We start from the raw sequence: 17,651 nt of genomic DNA, 5'->3' as shown, positions 1-17,651 counted from the left end.
AAGCTGATACTCCCGCGACCTCACATACCCGAATAAACCGCCCGCTCGAACGCGGCGACGCCGTCCTCGGCCACCGGATCGAAGAAGGGCAGCAGCTGCGCCGCCCAGACGCATCCCAGCCCCGACTCGCGGTCGATCCAGTAGAAGACGTTCGCCAGCCCCGCCCAGCTGAGCGACCCGGCACGCCGCCCGCCCGGCACGTCGTCCTCGTTGCGCAGGAACGAGTACGCCCACGACTTGCGCGCGCCCGGAAAGAAGTCCGCCTCGCGGGTCAGCGCGGGAATGGCCGACGGCAGCGGCGTCGGCACGACACCGGGCGCGCCCTGCACGGCCCACGCCACCGTCTCGGGGCGCAGTACGCGCCCGAACGGCGCCGACCCGTCGCCGAGCCATACCCGCAGCAGCGCGAGCAGGTCGGGCACGGTCGAGAACAGCCCCTGCCCGCCCATGTCGAGTTCCGGAACATCCGGCGGCGCCACGGACGTCGGCACGATCCGGCCGTCGCGCTGTCGCCGGTGCACGGTGGCCAGCCGTGCGCGCATCGCCGGGGTGACGTCGAACGAGGTCGAAGTCATGCCGCAGGGGCGATAGATCCGCTCGGCGAAGACATCCTCGAGCCGTTCGCCGCGCACCGCGGCGATGAGCAGGCCCATCCAGTCCATCGAGGTGCCGTAGGTCCACTGCGCGCCGGGGTCGTGCAGCAGCGGCGTCTGCAGCGAGTCGTGCAGGGGAGTGCCGGAGGGATGCTTCATCCGCTCCCGCGCGAGAATCGCATAGCGCCTGTCGAACATGTCGTAGGCGAGCCCCGAGGTGTGCAGCAGCAGCATCCGCGGCGTGATCTCGCGCACCGGCGGGCGCGTGCGCACTCGGCCGTCGTCGCCGAGGTCGGTGAGCACCTGCAGCTGCCCGATCTCGGGCAGATAGTCGCGGGCGGGGGTATCCAGATCGATCAGGCCCTCTTCGACGCACTGCAGCGCGGCGGTCGCGGTGAACGCCTTGGTGGCCGAGTACATGGCCAGGACGGTGTCGGATGCCGCACCCTGCCCCGCGGCGTGCAGAAAGGTCGTGGCATCCGGCGTCGTCACCCCGGCGATCAGCAGCGGGGCGCCCGCGGCGACGGCGGCATCCACCACGGCGTCGAGTTCGTGTTCGTGCACCCTCTCACTGTGCCACCTGCGGCGTGCGGCAGGACTCGGGCAGGGCAGAGCGCGCATATGCGCGCGATCGCATATGCGGCGTCTGCGATGTGGAAGTCGCTGCGATCGGCCGTCATCGCGGCGAGGTCCGACTCCGACGTGCTGACCGGTTCGTCGTCCCGCGCACTACCGTAGGTCGGATGAGAATCCGCTCATGTGGCCTGGGCGTGTCACAGATCCAGCCCGCTCCGGATTCGAATTGAAACGCTCGAAATGACTACTGATCAGGTAATTTGAGTGTGTTACCAGAACGTTATAAAAAAATTATTTGACTATTGAGATGAGAGCAATCTAATGTACTCGACGGGAGGGGAACTGCGCTTGCGTAGGGCCCGACGCCACGTCCAGCCCTACGCGAGGCCCAGCTTAGCTTCGCCCGGGGTTGGTCGGACATCGTTCACTAATCACACTGGGAGAAAGCAATGCGCACTATCCACAACATGCTCGAGGCCGACAAGGCCCGCAAGGAGAACGGCGAAGCCGGCTTCTCGTTGATCGAGCTCATCATCGTCGTCGTGATCCTCGGCATCCTCGCCGCGATCGCGATCCCGATCTTCCTCAACATCCAAGACCAGGCGAAGCAGAGCAGCGCTGACACCGTCGCGGCAAACGCAGCAACCCAAGTTGCCTCGGCTGTTGCGCAGAATACCGACCCTACGACGGCGACCTTCTTCGACAACTTTGGCGCCGATTACACGATCGCATTCACAAAGCCCAGCACAGCGCCCACGCTGGCGACCTTGACCACGGACAACTTCTGCCTCACTGCGACTGCCTCGGCCGCGACTGGTGGCAAGGTGGGTACGGCCGGCCCCGCCTGCTAGCAGCTGAACAAACCTCCCAGGGCCGGCGACTCGAACGCCGGCTCTGGGGCGTTCCAGCACTCACACTTGGGAGGGGGTGAGAGCGGATGCGTACCGTAAAACGCACACCACCGATGTCTGCCGACGACGGCTTCAGCATCGTCGAGGTCATCATCGCGATGTTCCTGCTCGCCATCATCGCGACGGCGATCCTGCCGATGCTCCTGCAGGGCATCCGCTACTCGGCGCAGCAGTCGGCGGTCGCGACGGCGACCCGCCAGCTGAGCGCGACGATCGATACGGTCCGGGCGAACGCGACGTGCGCGACGGTGGGCTCGATCCTCGGAGCCCGCAGCTACGCCGACGGCAGCGGTCGGTCGTTCACAGTCGACACGAGCGTTTCGCCGGGCATCTCGACGTGTTCCGAAAACACGACGGTGACGCTGACACTCGTAGCCTCCAACAGCGGCACGTCACTCGCACGCGCCACAGCACTGGTGTACCTCCCGTGAGCCCGCACGTGTCAGACGAAGGCATCACGCTCGTCGAGTTGATCATCGCCATGCTCGTGGGCGTCATCGTGTCAGGTCTGACCGTCCTCATCCTCGTGAACACGTGGGGCACGCAGAAGGATGTCGTGAGCGAGAGCCTCGCCACCACGCGAGGTCAACTGGTGGCATCGACGCTGGAGCGATCGATGCGCAACGCCCTTGCCTTCGACGTGTCTGCCGACGGGACCACGCTGCGCGTGCGAACGAGCCTCAACGACAATCTCGTCTGCCAGGGATTCGCGATCTCGGCGGCGGCCGGCGCCCAGTTCATCCAGACGTCGTCCACACTCCCCGCCGCCGGCACATGGCCGGTATGGCAGTCCGACGTGGCGGTGCACGGCAGCGCTCCGTTCATCACGCGCACGCTGAACGGCGTGGCCTACAACTTCGATCTCACGACGGACGGCGCGCGCGTGCACTTCGCGGGAACCACGACCGGACGCAATCTCACGGGGGTGACCGCACCATGCTGGTGATCAGCCAGGCGCACAAACGCGTACGCCGCGACGACGAGGGCGCCGTTCTCGTCGCCGTCGTGATCGTGATGTTCGTCGGCTTCATCGTGGTGGGGCTGATCGCCTCGTCGCTCGTCTTCACGATCGGGTTCAACCGAGCCAACCGCGACAACCTGCAGGCTTTCACCGCCGCCGAGTCGGGGCGCGACGCCGCTCTGGCAACCCTGCACTCTGCGGCCGGCTGCTCGGCAGCGGCCACCACCGTGAGCAATTCCGGGTCGGACCCCGACTACACCGCAACGATCTACGCCACCGACAGCCCGACACGGCCGACCACGTCTGCCGGCCTGACGGCGTCCTGCCCTACGAGTTCCAGCACGTTCGTCGTGATCACCTCGACCGGCACCGCCGCGGGAGAGGCTGCGGCGACGATCGACGCGGTATACCCCTGGCAGGTGAGCTATCAGAACACCGCGGGCGGCGTGCTGACCTACTTCTCCAACGGCGTGTCGTCGATGGCCTCGAACTACACCGGCGATCTCGTCGTGCGCTCCGGTGACTACACCTGCCCGAACAACGCCACCATCAACGGCGATCTCTACGTCACGAACGGCAATGCCACCTTCAGCAGCGGATGCACAGTCGACGGAAATCTGTACGTGAGCGGAAATGTGACCCTCTCCAGCCAGACGATCACGGTCACCGGCAGCATCAAAGCCGGCGGCAATGTGGTGGCCGCGTCGAACGGCGTGGCGATCGGCGGCAGCGCCGAGGCGGCCGGCGTCGGGATCTCGGCGGGCGGCAGTGTGTCGCTGAGCAATACCGGGTCGACGCTGGGCACGGTGACCGGCAGCATCACCGCCGCAGGATCGATCACCGTCGCGTCGCAGTGGACCGCGCCCGGCACCAGATCGCCCAACACGGCATTCCCGCCATTCGATCCGACGCTTGATTGGATATACGACGTCACCGGCTGGATCGACCTCGACGCCGCGTCGGGGTGGAATCCACAGGTGACAGTGAATCCGTGCGGTCTCACCGGCGCGCAGATGACGGCCCTGCTCGGCGCCGCGACCACGAGCCTCATGCTCGACTTCACGCAGTGTTCCTCCAACCAGACGAACATCACGCTCAACGCTGCGGCGGTGACGCGCGATGTGGTATTCCTCGCACCGAAGGCCAGCCGGATGAACGTGACCCTGGCGGGTGCGCTCACCGGGGCGCACCAGCTCTTCTTCGTCCACGCCGATGCCAGCCGCGACCTCGTCGACGGGCGCACCCAGCCGGACTGCGGCAACGGGAACCAGAAGGACACCTTCGACATCAGCACTTCGGGCCAGATCGAGCCCTCGGTGCTGCTGTACACCCCGTGCGGACTCACCGGCACGGTGCAGCTGAATTTCCATGGCCAGCTCTACACCAACCAGGGCGGACTCACGTTCGGAAACGGCGCGAGCTACACCTGCGAATCGATGGCGTGGGCCCCGGCCCTTCCCAAGCTCGGGTGTCGCATCCGCGGCGGGTCCGATCCCATCTTGGTGACGACTCTCGTGCAGCAGCTCGGCGGGCGCCTCTGGCAGAGTGAGCGATGAACATGCTTACGCCTACCCCCGCCCTCCTCGCCTTCATCCTCGTCTTCGCCGGTCTGTTCGGCCTGGTCGTCGGGTCGTTCCTGAACGTCGTCGTCTATCGGGTGCCCGCCGGCATTCCGCTGACCCGCGACAGCCAGTGCCCGAACTGCGACGCTCCGGTGCGTGCCTGGCAGAACGTGCCGGTGCTGTCGTGGCTCGTGCTGCGCGGCCGGTGCGCGCGGTGCGCGGCGCCGATCTCGGCGCGCTATCCGCTGGTCGAGCTCGCCACCGGGATCGCGTTCGTCGCGATCGCGGGGATGGTGCTCGGGGCGGGGGGAGTGCTGGCGGACGCGGGTGACCCGGCAGTGTGGCTGGTGCTGGTCGCGTTCCTCTACCTCGCCGCGATCAGCATCGCGCTGACGCTGATCGACCTCGATGTGCGACGGCTGCCGAACAGCATCGTGCTGCCGAGCTACCTCGTCGCCATCGTGCTCATCGGCGCCGCCGGCGTCATCGCGGGGGACTGGGCCGGGCTGCTGCGCGCCGGCATCGGCATGGCCGCCCTGTACCTCTTCTATGCGCTGCTGCGATTCATCCGCCCGGCCGGAATGGGCGGCGGCGACGTGAAGCTTGCCGGCCTGCTCGGCATCTATCTGGGCTGGCTGGGCTGGCCGGTGCTCGTCGTCGGGGCCTTCGCGGCCTTCGTGCTGGGCGGTGTCTTCGGCATCGTCCTCATGCTGACTCGTCGCGCCGGACGGCGCACCGCGATTCCGTTCGGACCATGGATGCTCGCCGGGGCATGGGTGGGCATCCTCGCCGGATCGGCCCTCGGCGACTGGTATCTGGGGCTGCTTCATGTTGGCTCGTGACTGGGGGCGTTTCGACGCCGGAAAGGAGATCTGAGATGGCCAAGACAATGGTCGGTGTCGAGATCACCGAAGAGAGCGTCCGTGCGGTCGAGATCACCCGCGGACGGATGCCGCGCATCATCGCTGCCGGCGAGGTGGCGCTGCCGCCTGACATCGCAAAGGACTCCGAGGCCATCGACCAGAATTCGGTCGCGCTGGCCCTGACGCATCTGTGGAGCCGCGCCGGCATCAAGGGCCGCTCGGTCACGCTCGGTGTCGGCAGCCGGCGCATCCTCGTCCGCGAGCACTCCTCGCAGGCGATGCCGCCGCAGCTGCTCAAGCAGGCCCTGCCCTTCCAGGTGCAGGACCTGCTGCCGGTGCCGGTGGACCAGGCCGTGCTCGACTTCTATCCGCTCGCCGAGGGCGACGGCATGGTGCACGGGCTGCTCGTAGCGGCGGTATCGGAAACCATCGAAGACCTCATCTCGACCCTGGCGAAGGCCCGGCTGCAGGTGGATGCGGTGGACTTCACCCCGTTCGGGCTGGCGCGGGTGGCGAAGGTGCTGGCCGCGCCCGGCGAGGTCATCGCGATGGTGCACATCGGCGACCACACCACGCATGTCGTGGTCGTCGTCGACGGCATCCCGCAGTTCGTCCGGATCATCCCCGCCGACATCCACACCGCGGCGGTGCGTGCGCGCATGCACGTGGCCGTCGACGCCGAAGCCGTGCTCGAGACCGTGCCGCCCGACCCGCTGCAGTTCCAGGGGCGTGCCGCGCTGCGCGCCGCGAACGCCCCCGAGATGCTGATCGACGAGCTGACGGCGCGGGTGCGCAACACGCTCGCGTTCTATGCGAATCGCCCCGGCAGCATCCCGGTGTCGGTGGTGCGGGTCAGCGGCGCGGGTGCGGCGGTGCCCGGCCTGCTCGATGTGCTGGGCCGTGCCCTCGAGGTGCGGATCGCTCCGGTGACTGCAGAAGATGCCGTCGGTGGCCGGTCGATCCCGCTCGAGTCCGCCGACCTCGCCCTGAACCTGGTCGGCACCGCCGGGATCGTCCTTGAAGGAGGCTACTGATGACGCTGCTGCCCGTGTTCGGCAAGGCCGCGCCAGACCGCGTTCCCCGGGTCAACCTGCTGCCGCGCAGAGAGACTGAGCGCCGCGATCGCGCCGCGCTGACCCGCAGATGGATGCTGGCACTGGTCGCCGCGCTTCTGGTCGTCGTGCTCGTCTCGGCCGGCGGCTTCGTCATGAAGATGATGGCCGCGCAGCGGCTCGCCGCCCAGAACGCGCACACGACCCAGCTGGTCGGGCAACTGGCGAGCCTGTCCGACGTCAGCAAGATCCGCGCGGTGCAGAAGGACCTCGAGGGCTACCGCACCGAGGCGATGGGCACCGACATCGCGTGGCAGCCGGTCTATGGCCTGATCGCCCAGCGTCTGCCGGCCGGCGCCGACATCACCGCCTGGGACCTCGCGGCCGGCGCGCTGCCGGGCAAAGAGGAAGCCACGGCGCAGGCCGGCATCACCGGGACCATGACGCTGACCAGCCCGACTCCCGTCGACATCGTGGCGACGGTGCGCGCCCTGCGCGACGCCCCCGGGGTGCTGCACACCGACGGCACCGAACTGACGCGCGATGCGGCGGCGACCGATAGTGGGAAGGCGACGTACACCTACTCGATCACCCTCACCCTCGACCAGACCGTCTACACCGGCGCCTACGCCGCGCAGAAGCAGGAGAAGTGATGTCTCTTCCCAAGCAGGTCATCAACCTCCTCGGCATCGTCGTCGTGCTCGCCATCGTCGCGATCGGCGGGGTCGCCGTCGCGGCGCCGCTGTACATGCAGGCGATGAGTACCGACACCGACACCGCCGGCGTGGCCCAGACCAACTCGATGTACGAGATCCAGGTGCAGGGTCTGCAGGCGGCCAAGAAGAACCTGCCGCAGACCCAGAGCGCCGTCGCGGCCCTGCACCGGCAGATGCCGGTGGCCGCCGACCTCGACGACGTCTTCGAGATCGTCAACCGTGCGGCCAAGACCACGACGGCGAGCGTGGCCACGGTCTCCGCGGGCGAAGTCGTCCCCTTCGCGGCCCGGACGACGGTCGCCGCCGACGGCACCGTCGCACCCGCGCCCGCGCCCACGCCCGCGCCGTCGGCGACGCCCGGGGCCGGTGGCACCGCCCCCGCCGATGCGGCGACGTCGGGCACGCCGGCCGCCCCCGCGGCGCCGCCGGCGGCCGACCCCCGGATGCAGGCGCCGTTCACAATCACCGTCGACGTCAGCTCGCCCGAGGCGGCCACGGCCTTCCTCGACGAGCTGCGCAAGGGTCCGCGCCTGATCGCGATCGTCCACTCCGCGCTGTCGGGATCGACCGGCACCAGCGCGGCGCCCGGAACGAGCGGGTCGACCGACACCGCCCAGCCCACCTATCAACTCACCGTCGACGCTCTCGCCTTCGTGCGCGCCGCAGAATGAGGAATCCGATGTTCGAGGTCATCCCACCGCTGGACCGTCTGCTGGCCGAAGCCGCGGACTCGCGCGCATCGGACGTGCACCTGACCGCCGACCAGGTGCCGCTGATGCGGGTCGACGGCGCGCTGGTGCCGATGCCCGAGCATCCCGAGCCGCTGACGATGAGCTGGCTCGAGCCGGCGCTGTCGCGCATCATGCCGAAAGAGCGCTTCGCCGAGTTCGCCGAAAGCGGCGAAGTCGACCTGTCCTATTCGGTGGAAGGCGTCGGCCGTTTCCGCGTCAACGTCTATCGCCAGCTGGGCGCGGTCGCCGTCGCGCTGCGGCTCATCCCCACCAAGGTGTTCACGCTCGACGAACTGGGCGCACCGCCGATCGTCCGCGACTTCGCGCTCAAGCCGCGCGGCCTGGTGCTGGTGACCGGGCCGACCGGCTCGGGCAAGTCGACCACGCTGACCGCGATGGTCGACATCATCAACACGATGCTGCCCGCGCACGTGATCACGGTCGAGGACCCGATCGAGTTCCAGCACACCAGCCGCACGGCGCTGATCCACCAGCGCGAGATCGGGTCGGACACGGCATCGTTCGCCGAGGCGCTGCGCCGGGTGCTGCGCCAGGACCCGGACGTGATCCTGGTCGGCGAGCTGCGTGACCCCGAGTCGATCTCGACGGCGCTGTCGGCCGCCGAGACCGGCCACCTGGTGCTGTCCACGCTGCACACCCAGGGGGCGACCAAGAGCATCAACCGCATCGTGGATGCGTTCCCCTCGCACCAGCAGGACCAGGTGCGCTCGCAGCTCGGCGACACCCTGCAGGGCATCATCAGCCAGTCGCTGCTGCCCAAGGCCCAGAGCGAGGGACGCACCATCGCGACCGAGGTGCTGGTGAACACCCCGGCGGTGGCCAACATGATCCGCGAAGGTCAGGTCGCCCAGCTCTACTCCGCGCTGCAGGCCGGCTCGGCGATCGGCATGCACACCCTCGATCAGGACCTCAAGCGCCTGGTGCAAGAGGGCACCATCTCACAGCATGTCGCCAGGTCCTACGCTGCGGACCCCTCCACCCTCGACGACGTGCGGGTCAAGCCGCGCGACTTCGACGCCGAGGCATGGTCGGCCCAGGCCGACACCTGGCAGCTGAGCCACGGGAATTAGGAGCAGACATGGCCCTCATCCAGGAGTACGCCTACCGGGCGGTCGACGCTGGCGGCGGCGGCGTCGTCAAAGGCACCCTCGAAGCGGCCAGCGAGAGCGCCGTCGCCAGCAAGCTGCGTGCGCAGGGGCTGACACCGCTGGCCGTCACCGAGCTGTCCAAGACCGGCATGAACCGCGAGATCTCCATTCCCGGTTTTCGCAAGAGGGTCAAGGCCGAGACTCTGGCGGTGTTCACCAAGCAGATGGCGGGCCTGATCAACGCGGGGCTGCCGCTGATGCGCACGATCGAGATCCTGGTCGAGCAGGCCGAAGACAAGAAGCTGCAGTCCGCACTGATCGCGGTGCAGGTGGACGTCGAGTCCGGCGCCTCGTTCTCGGCGGCGCTGGAGCGGCAGCCGGATGTCTTCCCGCCGCTCATGGTGAGCCTGGTGCGGGTCGGCGAGACCGGCGGCTTTCTCGGCGATGCGCTCACCTCGGTCGCCGAGACGTACGCGAAAGAGGCCGAGCTGCGCAACAAGATCAAGGCCGCCACCACCTACCCGATGGTGGTGCTGATCATCGCGATCCTCGGCGTGCTCGCGATGGTCACCTTCGTCGTGCCGGTGTTCGAGGGCATGTTCGCGGGCATCGGCAAGTCGCTGCCGCTGCCCACCCAGATCCTGGTCGTGACCTCGCACAACATGGTGTGGATCCTGCCGGTGCTGATCGTGCTCTTCATCGGCGGATCGATCTGGTGGCAGGCCAAGAAGGACACCGAGGCGGTGCGCCGGCGCGTCGACCCGATCAAACTGAAGATGCCCGTGTTCGGCCCGTTGACCACCAAGATCGCGGTCGCGCGCTTCACCCGCAGCCTGTCGATGATGCTCGGCTCGGGCGTGCCGCTGCTGAGCGCGCTGTCGATCGTCGGGCAAGCTGCCGACAACTGGAAGATCGAGCAGGCGGTGCTGGCCATTCAGGACTCGGTGCGGCAGGGCAAGTCCTTCGCCGGGCCGCTGGCCAACGCCGGGGTCTTCCCGCCGATGGTGTCCCAGATGGTGGCGGTGGGCGAAGAATCGGGCACGTTGTCCGAGATGCTCGCCAGCATCGCCGACTTCTATGAGAACGAGGTCGAGACCGCCGCGGCCCAGCTCACCTCGACGATCGAACCGGTGCTGATCGTGGGCATCGGCGTCATCATCGGCGGCATGGTGATCTCGCTGTACCTGCCGATCTTCACGCTGTACGGAGACCTCAGCCAGACCGGCTGACCAGACTCCCCGGCGACTGCGCGCCCCCCTCCCATGTGCGCGCGGTCGCCGGGGGCTTTTATCGCGGCCCACGGCGCGGTGGGTCAGACGCTGACCCGCAGCACCTCTTCGATGGTGGTCAGCCCCTGGGTCACCTTGCTCCAGCCGTCGTCGCGCAGCGCCACCATGCCCTGCGCGATCGCCTGCTGGCGGATTTCGCTGCCGGTCGCACGTGTGACGATCAGCTGCTGCAGCTCGTCGGTCATCGTCATGACCTCGTGCAGCGAGATGCGCCCCCGGTAGCCGGTGCCCGAGCACGACGGGCATCCACCCGGCTTGAACAGCTGCGGCGGGTCGTCGCTCTCGTGCGGGAAGTGCAGCTGCGCCAGCACCTCCGGGTTCTCTTGATAGGGCACCTTGCACTGCGTGCACAGTCGGCGGGCCAACCGCTGGGCCACGACCGCCTGCAGCGCCGTGGCCACGAGGAACGGCTCACAGCCGATCTCGGTCATCCGGGTGATCGCGCTGGGCGCGTCGTTGGTGTGCAGCGTCGACAGCAGCAGGTGACCGGTCAGCGCCGCCTCGATCGCGATGGTGGCGGTCTCGTTGTCACGGATCTCGCCGACCAGCACCACGTCGGGGTCGGCGCGCAAGATGGAGCGCAGCGCGGCCTGGAAGGTCATGCCGGCGCGCTGGTTCACCTGCACCTGGTTGATGCCGGCCATCCGGAACTCGACGGGGTCCTCGACCGTGATGACGTTCACCTCGGGCTTGGCGACGGTGCGCAGCGCCGTATAGAGAGTCGTCGACTTGCCCGAGCCGGTCGGCCCGGTCACCAGCACCATGCCGTGCGGGCGGGTGATCGCCGCCATGAAGCGGCGCTCGTTGATCGACGAGAAGTGCAGGTCGCTCATCGACATCGCCTGACCGGTGCCGTCGAGGATGCGCAGCACGATCTTCTCGCCCCACACCGTCGGCAGCGTCGCCACGCGCAGGTCGATCTGCCGATTGTCGTGCCGCACCGACAGCCGGCCGTCCTGCGGCTTGCGCCGCTCGGCGATGTCGATGGAGGACATGATCTTCAGGCGCGAGATGATGCCGTCCTGGATCGCGCGATCGGCCCGCTGCACCTCGTGCAGCACGCCGTCGATCCGGTACCGCACGGTGAGCTGATGCTCGCCGGGTTCGACGTGGATGTCACTGGCCCGGTCGTTGATGGCCTGGGCGATCAGCAGGTTCACGAATCGAATGATCGGAGTGTCGTCGTCGGCGTCCAGCGACTCGGTGAACTGGGCCGAGGATGAGGGCGCGGCCGATTCGCCGATCTGCACCGACAGGTCGCTGAGTTCCTCGTCCGAGCGCAGATACCGCTCGAAGGCCTGCTGCAGCGCGTCGCCGGCGACCACGACCGGTTCGATCTGCGCATCGGCGACGCTGGTGATGTCGTCGATGGCGATCAGGTCGGTCGGGTCGGCCATGCCCACGATGAGCCGATTGCGCAGCCGCTGCAGCGGGATGACCTGATACTTGCGGCACAGCGCACTGGGCACGATCGCGATGGTGTCCGGGTCGAGCACCGCGCCGGTCAGATCGACGAACCGGTGGTTCGAGTGCATCGCGATCGCCTCGGCGATCTGCCGCTCGGTGACCAGCCGCTCCTCCAGAAGCAGCTCGCGCAGCTGCGGCCCCTCGCCGACATCCCGTACGAGGGCCGACATCCGCGCGGCATCCACCGCCCCGGTGACAACCAGCGTCTCTGCAAGGTCTTTCACGTTTCTCCCCGATCCCCACGCCATTCTAGCGGCGGGCACCGACGCGCCGGTAGCGTGAAGTGGTGCGCGAGACCGTCAAGAAGATCACGGCATGGGCGCTGACGCTCAAATCGGTGCGTGCGTTCCTGCACTATTCCGAGCATCGCGGCCCTCAGCTGGCCGACAGCATCACCTATCGGGCCCTGTTCAGCGTGTTCGCGGCCGTGCTGCTGGGCTTCACGCTGGTGGCCGTCGTGCTCTCCGGCGATGTTGCGGCGCGCGACGGCTTGGTGCGTGCGGTGGATGCCGCGGTGCCGGGGCTGATCGGCACCGGCGGTCTCATCGACCCGGCCGCGCTGACCGCCCCGACCGGGCTGACGCTGGCCGGCGTCGCCTCGGCGATCGGACTGGTGGGTGCCGCGCTCGGGGCGATCTCGTCGGCGCGCTCCGCGCTGCGGGTGCTCGCCGACCGCCACCCCGACGACGTGTTCTGGCTCTGGGCGATCCTGCGCAATCTGGGTCTGGCCGTAGCCTTCGCCGCGGGCATTGCGGCATCGGCGGCCGTCACCTTCCTCGGCACCCAGGCGATCGATGCGCTAGGGGCGGCGGTGGGGACCTCGTTCGCCTCGTTCGCCGAGGTCGCAAGCCGGGTGCTCGCGATCGTGGTGATGTTCGCGCTGGATGCCGCTCTGGTCGCGCTGCTGTATGTCGCCCTGGCGGGGCTGCCGGCGACGGCGGGCGCGATCATCCCGGGTGCGATCATCGGCGGCGTGGGCCTGACCGTGCTGCAGCAGCTGTCGTCGCTGTTCGTGCGCGGCGCATCGGCAAATCCGCTGCTGGCGTCGTTCGCGGCGCTGATCGCCCTGCTGCTGTGGATGAACCTGTCGGCACAGGTGATCCTGATCGCCTGCTCCTACATCGTGGTCGGGGTGCAGGAGCGCGCCGACCGAGTGCGGGCGCGATTCGGTGCACCGACGATGGCGCAGCGCCGGGTGCGTCGCGCCGAGGAGGCGGTGCAGCTGGCCGCCGACGAACTGCGTCAGGCGCGCGCCGAGCTGGAGCGCACCTGAGCGCGGGTCGGGTTCGGCCAGCCGCTCATTCGCGACACCGCTGGCGCGCGCCGAGGGTGTTCCCGTCGAGGGTCGCCGTCGGTGCGGAATCGGGCACGCTCGCCGACATGGGTGCGCCGCGCCGCGGGGGCCGTCATTCGCGGATGTCGGTGTGCAGCGTGCTGGCGGGGGCGTGGCCGCGCATGGCCTGGTAGACCATCTCGGCGTAGCCGGCGAGGACGTCTTCGCAGTGCCGTACCCGGGTCTCGGCGGCGGCCGCTTCGGGCAGCGCGAGGATGTCGCGCTTCTTCAGGTCGCGGTACCAGCGGCGCAGGCGATCGAGGCTCTGCTCTTCTTCTTCGAGCTCGCCGAAGGTGAACTTCTGCTTGGCGATCTCGCGGGCGATCTCGTCTTCGTACTTGCCGCAGTCGGCCTGGAACTCGCGCCACTCGTCCAGGCGCGCCGAGACGAACGCATCGCGGATCAGTGCCCGTGCGGCCTCGGTGCGCGGTGCGGCGTCGATGACGGCGAACACGCCGCCGCCGGCGTGGGTGAGTTCTTCGGCACGCGCCAACGACGCCTGGAAGGCGGCGGCGTCGGGCATCGCCCAGGCGCCCTGCGAGACCGGCACGGCGCCGCCCCTGCGCAGTTCTCGCCAGACCGCGACCCGGTGCCGGGACGGCTCGGACGGCAGCTGCACGAAGACGAGCACCCAGCTCACATCATCCGTCACAGCAATGAGTGTAATCTCCGTCACATGCACCGGGGCCGTGACCACACCCTGTTGGATCGCACCTTTCAGATCAGCCTGATCCTCAAAGGTCTCGACGGCCTGCTCGAACTCATCGGCGGCATCACGCTGCTGCTGATCACGCCGGCGCAGATCGCCGCCGTCGTGCGCGCCCTCACCCGGCACGAACTCAGTGAAGACCCGCACGACCTGGTGGCGAACCTGCTGATCAACTACACGGACACCCTCGGCGTCGCGACCACGGTGTTCGGCGCGATCTATCTGCTCGTGCACGGCATCGTCAAGGTGTTCCTGGTCATCGCGGTGCTGCGCGACAAGCTGTGGGCCTACCCGTGGCTGATCGGATTCCTCATCGTGTTCATCGGCTTTCAGGGCTATGAACTCGTGATCAACTTCGGCTGGGCGCTGCTGCTGCTGACGGCCTTCGACATCTTCATAGTCGTGCTGACGATCCGCGAATACCGCTTCCACCGGCAGCGGCGCGCGGCAGGACCGGCCGAGGGGTCATCGACGATGTAACGTCCGTTACATTCACCGGATAGAATCACCCCGTGCCTCTGACTGCAACCGGATCCCGCGCGCTGCCGCCGTTGTATCTCGCCGGGTTCACCACGGCGTTCGGTGCGCACGGCGTCGCGGCCGTCATCGGAGTGGAAGCCGGCGACCTCGGCCTGTCGCTGTGGAGCTTCGGCGTCATCCTGGCGCTCTACGACGTCGCCGAGGTCATCCTCAAGCCCGTCTTCGGCGCGCTCAGCGACCGGATCGGCGTGAGGCCCGTCATCGTCGGCGGGCTGATCGTCTTCGCGATCGCGTCCGCCCTGGCAGCCCTGCACCCGACCTCGCTCGTGGTCGCCGCCGCCCGATTCGGCCAGGGCGCCGCCGCTGCCGCGTTCTCACCGGCGTCATCCAGCGCCGCCGCCCGGCTGGCCGGCAAGGGCAGGCTCGGCCGCTACTTCGGCCGGTACGGCGCGTGGAAGAGCGTCGGCTATGCCGCCGGCCCGCTGCTCGGCGCGGGGCTGGTCGCCCTCGCCGGCCTGAGCGCCCTCTACATCGGCCTGGCCATGCTCGCGATGCTCACCGCGATCTGGGTGCTGGTCGCCGTGCCCCGGCTGCCGGTGCTGCCGCGCCCGCGCTATACGCTCGCCGATCTCGTGCGCCAGACCACGGACCGCGCATTCCTCATCCCGACGCTGGCCCTGGCGACCACCACCGGGCTGCTCGGGGTCGCCGTCGGCTATCTGCCGCTGCTGCTGACCCACCTCGGCCTCGCCCCGATCGCGAGCGTCGCCGCGGTCGCGATCATCGCGATCGTCTCGGCCGTCGCCCAGCCGGTCATCGGCCGAATGCGCGACGACGACCGTGTGTCGGTGCGCGCCGGCGTCACGGCGGGCCTGGCCGCCGGTGCCATCGCGCTGCTGCTGATGGTGTGGACGAACCCGGTCGGCCTGTATGGCGCGGCCCTGCTCGTCGGCGCCGCAGTCGGCGCCGTGACGCCGCTGGCCTATGCGCACCTGGCCGCGACCACACCCGAGGAACGGCTCGGCCGCACGATGGGCACCGCCGAGCTCGGCCGTGAGATCGGCGACGCGGGCGGGCCGCTCCTGGTCGGCGCCATCGGCGCCGCGGCGGGCGTGGCGACCGGGCTCGGTGCGCTCGCCCTGGTGACCGTCGCGTCGGCCGTCGTGTCCTCCGCAGCGCTGCGCGCGCGCCACCCGGATGGGGCGGCCTGACGGCATCCCGTCTCACGTCCGGTCTGACGGCATCCCGTCTCGCCTCCGGACCGATGGCATCCCGTCTCGGCACTCTACGTGTCAGCGGGGGATTCATGGGCATGTCTCACGTGTTCTCGAATGGCGGTGACGGCGGCGGCGACGGCCGGGTTGCGCGGTCCTTCGTCGCGCACCACGGCCCAATAGGAGAGTGGATGCGCGTACGCGTCGCGCAGCACGGGCACCAGACGCGCATCGTGGTCGGCCATGAAGTCGGGCAGCACCCCGATCCCGGCGCCGGCCGCGGTCGCCTCGACGTGCGCGAACACGCTCGTCGAGCGGATCGACGGGGGAGAGGCCGGCAGCGGCTGCACGGCGCGGTCGAGCTCGTCGACCTGCAGCGAGGACTCGATGTAGTAGATCACCGGGTGCATCGCGAGCGCGGCCAGTGACGACGGGATGCCGGTGCGGGCGAGGTACGCGGGCGATGCGTAGAGGCGCAGCGAGTAGTCGCAGACCGGCGTCGCGAACGCGCGATGCACGGCCGGCCTGCCTACGACGACTTCGACATCCACACCTGATCGATTCTGCCGCACCCGCTGCGTCGCCGCGAGCAGTTCCACCGCCAGTTCCGGGTGCCGGCACTGCAGCTCGACCATCGCCGGCACCAGGAACGACGACGTGAACCCTTCGGGGGCGGCGATGCGCACCATGCCCTGCAGCGAGTCGCGTCCGGTGTCGGCGCCGAGCTCGCGCAGCGTGCCCTCGATCGTCTCGGCGGCGGCCAGTGCGCGCCGGCCCAGCGCGGTGATCTGCCAGCCGGCATTCGTGCGCACCAGCATCCGCCCGCCCATGTCGGCCTCGAGCGCGGCGAGGCGGCGCGAGACGGTCGAGTGGTTCACGCCGAGCACCTCGGCGGCCGCCGTGTAGCGGCCCAGGCGCGCGACCGCGAGCAGGGTCAGCAGGGCATCGGGCTGGGGATCGGAGGGCACCCGCCCAGTGTGCATCCGTGCACGCGGCTCGTGCAAGAGTGCCGCACGTGTGTGCATTGATATGCAGTGTCACTCGTGCCTATCCTGGCCATGACGCGGCATCCGCTGACGCACGGCCGCGCACAGACACCTTCGAGGAGGCAGGATGTCGACGATCGCCTGGATCGGCCTGGGGCACATGGGCACCCCGATGAGCGCAAACCTGGTCGCCGCGGGTCACACCGTGCGCGGCTTCGACATCGCGCCGGCGTGCATCGAGGCCGCCGCCGCACGCGGCGTGACCACGGTCGGCTCGGTCGCCGAGGCGCTGGAGGGCGCCGAGGCGTGCTTCACGTCGCTGCCGATGCCCGCGCACGTGCGCAGCGTCTATGACGGCCCGGACGGCATCTGGGCCCACGCCGCCCCCGGCACGGTGCTGATGGACACCTCGACGGTGGATGTCGAGACCTCGCGATGGTGCCACGACGAGTCGGCCGCACGCGGCTTCGCGTTCGTCGACACCCCTGTCTCCGGCGGCACCGCCGGCGCCGAGGCGCACTCGCTGACCTTCATGCTCGGGGGAGCCGCCGACGACGTCGAGCGTGCCAAGGAGTATGTCGGCGGCATGGCCGGCACCGTCATCCCGTGCGGCGCCGCGACCGCCGGCATCGCCGCCAAGCTCGTGAACAACCTGATGCTGTTCGTCTCGACGCTGGGCGTGGCCGAGGGCTCGCAGCTGGCCGAGCAGCTGGGCCTGGACGCCCACGTGTTCTACGCCGTCGCGAACGCCTCGTCGGGCCAGTCCTGGCCGCAGCGCACCTGGTATCCGGTGCCGGGCGTGGTGGACACGGCCGCCGCCAACCACAACTTCGACGCGACCTTCTCGGTCGCCCTCTCGCGCAAGGACTGCGCGCTGGCCGTGCAGGCCGGCGAGAGCACCGGGGTGCATCTGCCGGCGGCATCCCTCGCCCTGTCGCAGTTCGAGCAGCTCATCGCCGAGGGATTCGGTGAGAAGGACTGCACCCTGATCACCAAGCTCGCCTCGCCCGACGGCACCCTGCGCGGGTTCGACCCGAGCGCGGGCTGACCCGCCCGCCCGAAGCGAGCCGAACCGACACCCGCATCCATCCATCCCACA

At 69.0% G+C, this 17,651-nt stretch carries 18 protein-coding genes; 14 read left to right on the top strand and 4 right to left on the bottom strand.

The window, feature by feature from the left end; all coding sequences use genetic code 11:
- Window positions 1-20 precede the first annotated feature (20 nt).
- Window positions 21-1,157: a serine hydrolase domain-containing protein gene (locus ABD705_RS14645; protein WP_344784891.1), complete on the bottom strand. Its 1,137-nt coding sequence runs from the start codon at window positions 1,155-1,157 to the stop codon at window positions 21-23.
- 461 nt (window positions 1,158-1,618) lie between these two features.
- On the opposite strand from ABD705_RS14645, the gene ABD705_RS14640 reads away from it, so the two are divergent.
- The 10 genes from ABD705_RS14640 (at window position 1,619) to ABD705_RS14595 (ending at window position 10,303) form a co-directional block, all read left to right on the top strand.
- On the top strand, window positions 1,619-2,020 hold the full coding sequence (locus ABD705_RS14640; protein WP_344784889.1) for a type IV pilin protein: 402 nt from the start codon (window positions 1,619-1,621) through the stop codon (window positions 2,018-2,020).
- A gap of 113 nt (window positions 2,021-2,133) precedes the next feature.
- Window positions 2,134-2,511, top strand: a complete 378-nt coding sequence (locus tag ABD705_RS14635; RefSeq protein WP_344784887.1) for a type IV pilus modification PilV family protein — start codon at window positions 2,134-2,136, stop codon at window positions 2,509-2,511.
- Window positions 2,512-2,519: 8 nt separating this feature from the next.
- The gene (locus ABD705_RS14630) at window positions 2,520-3,026 is read left to right on the top strand and encodes a PilW family protein (RefSeq protein ID WP_344784885.1); all 507 of its coding nucleotides are present in this window, start codon (window positions 2,520-2,522) and stop codon (window positions 3,024-3,026) included.
- The gene (locus tag ABD705_RS14625; protein WP_344784883.1) at window positions 3,017-4,597 is read left to right on the top strand and encodes a hypothetical protein; all 1,581 of its coding nucleotides are present in this window, start codon (window positions 3,017-3,019) and stop codon (window positions 4,595-4,597) included. Before ABD705_RS14630 ends, ABD705_RS14625 begins: the two co-directional genes overlap by 10 nt.
- The gene (locus tag ABD705_RS14620) at window positions 4,594-5,445 is read left to right on the top strand and encodes a prepilin peptidase (RefSeq protein WP_344784881.1); all 852 of its coding nucleotides are present in this window, start codon (window positions 4,594-4,596) and stop codon (window positions 5,443-5,445) included. Before ABD705_RS14625 ends, ABD705_RS14620 begins: the two co-directional genes overlap by 4 nt.
- A 35-nt stretch (window positions 5,446-5,480) precedes the next feature.
- Entirely contained in the window at window positions 5,481-6,500 is a 1,020-nt protein-coding gene (gene pilM, locus ABD705_RS14615; protein ID WP_344784879.1) for a pilus assembly protein PilM, read from the top strand.
- Window positions 6,500-7,171 carry a hypothetical protein gene (locus tag ABD705_RS14610; RefSeq protein WP_344784877.1) on the top strand — a complete coding sequence of 224 codons (672 nt, stop codon included), beginning with the start codon at window positions 6,500-6,502 and terminating at the stop codon, window positions 7,169-7,171. Before pilM ends, ABD705_RS14610 begins: the two co-directional genes overlap by 1 nt.
- On the top strand, window positions 7,171-7,905 hold the full coding sequence (locus ABD705_RS14605) for a hypothetical protein (RefSeq protein ID WP_344784875.1): 735 nt from the start codon (window positions 7,171-7,173) through the stop codon (window positions 7,903-7,905). Before ABD705_RS14610 ends, ABD705_RS14605 begins: the two co-directional genes overlap by 1 nt.
- Window positions 7,906-7,913: 8 nt before the next feature.
- Window positions 7,914-9,056 (top strand): type IV pilus twitching motility protein PilT, encoded by a 1,143-nt coding sequence (locus ABD705_RS14600; protein ID WP_344784873.1) that lies wholly within the window; start codon window positions 7,914-7,916, stop codon window positions 9,054-9,056.
- An 8-nt stretch (window positions 9,057-9,064) separates the two neighbouring features.
- The gene (locus ABD705_RS14595; RefSeq protein WP_344784871.1) at window positions 9,065-10,303 is read left to right on the top strand and encodes a type II secretion system F family protein; all 1,239 of its coding nucleotides are present in this window, start codon (window positions 9,065-9,067) and stop codon (window positions 10,301-10,303) included.
- Between the two features lie 83 nt (window positions 10,304-10,386).
- Here ABD705_RS14595 and ABD705_RS14590 read toward each other — a convergent pair whose 3' ends face one another.
- Entirely contained in the window at window positions 10,387-12,054 is a 1,668-nt protein-coding gene (locus tag ABD705_RS14590) for a GspE/PulE family protein (RefSeq protein ID WP_344784869.1), read from the bottom strand.
- Window positions 12,055-12,116: 62 nt separating this feature from the next.
- Between ABD705_RS14590 and ABD705_RS14585 the strand changes: the two genes are divergently transcribed.
- Complete coding sequence (locus ABD705_RS14585) at window positions 12,117-13,103, top strand: YihY/virulence factor BrkB family protein (RefSeq protein WP_344784867.1); 987 nt, start codon at window positions 12,117-12,119, stop codon at window positions 13,101-13,103.
- A 133-nt stretch (window positions 13,104-13,236) separates the two neighbouring features.
- On the opposite strand, the gene ABD705_RS14580 is transcribed toward ABD705_RS14585, so the two are convergent.
- Window positions 13,237-13,815, bottom strand: coding sequence for a Chromate resistance protein ChrB (locus ABD705_RS14580; RefSeq protein ID WP_344784865.1), 579 nt, complete (start codon window positions 13,813-13,815; stop codon window positions 13,237-13,239).
- A 24-nt stretch (window positions 13,816-13,839) separates the two neighbouring features.
- Here ABD705_RS14580 and ABD705_RS14575 point away from each other — a divergent pair, with 24 nt between their 5' ends.
- Complete coding sequence (locus tag ABD705_RS14575) at window positions 13,840-14,352, top strand: DUF2127 domain-containing protein (protein ID WP_344784863.1); 513 nt, start codon at window positions 13,840-13,842, stop codon at window positions 14,350-14,352.
- A 32-nt stretch (window positions 14,353-14,384) separates the two neighbouring features.
- A complete protein-coding gene (locus ABD705_RS14570; RefSeq protein WP_344784861.1) occupies window positions 14,385-15,563 on the top strand; it encodes an MFS transporter in 1,179 nt (392 codons plus the stop codon).
- A gap of 74 nt (window positions 15,564-15,637) precedes the next feature.
- Here ABD705_RS14570 and ABD705_RS14565 read toward each other — a convergent pair whose 3' ends face one another.
- Window positions 15,638-16,534, bottom strand: a complete 897-nt coding sequence (locus ABD705_RS14565) for a LysR family transcriptional regulator (protein ID WP_344784859.1) — start codon at window positions 16,532-16,534, stop codon at window positions 15,638-15,640.
- A gap of 145 nt (window positions 16,535-16,679) precedes the next feature.
- On the opposite strand from ABD705_RS14565, the gene ABD705_RS14560 reads away from it, so the two are divergent.
- Complete coding sequence (locus tag ABD705_RS14560; protein WP_344784857.1) at window positions 16,680-17,600, top strand: NAD(P)-dependent oxidoreductase; 921 nt, start codon at window positions 16,680-16,682, stop codon at window positions 17,598-17,600.
- Window positions 17,601-17,651: the final 51 nt, after the last annotated feature.

The sequence above is a fragment of the Microbacterium kribbense genome, from assembly GCF_039537285.1.
Lineage (GTDB): Bacteria > Actinomycetota > Actinomycetes > Actinomycetales > Microbacteriaceae > Microbacterium > Microbacterium kribbense.
The sequence above is the reverse complement of the archived record's forward strand: the minus strand, read 5'-3'. Positions and strand labels throughout refer to the sequence as shown.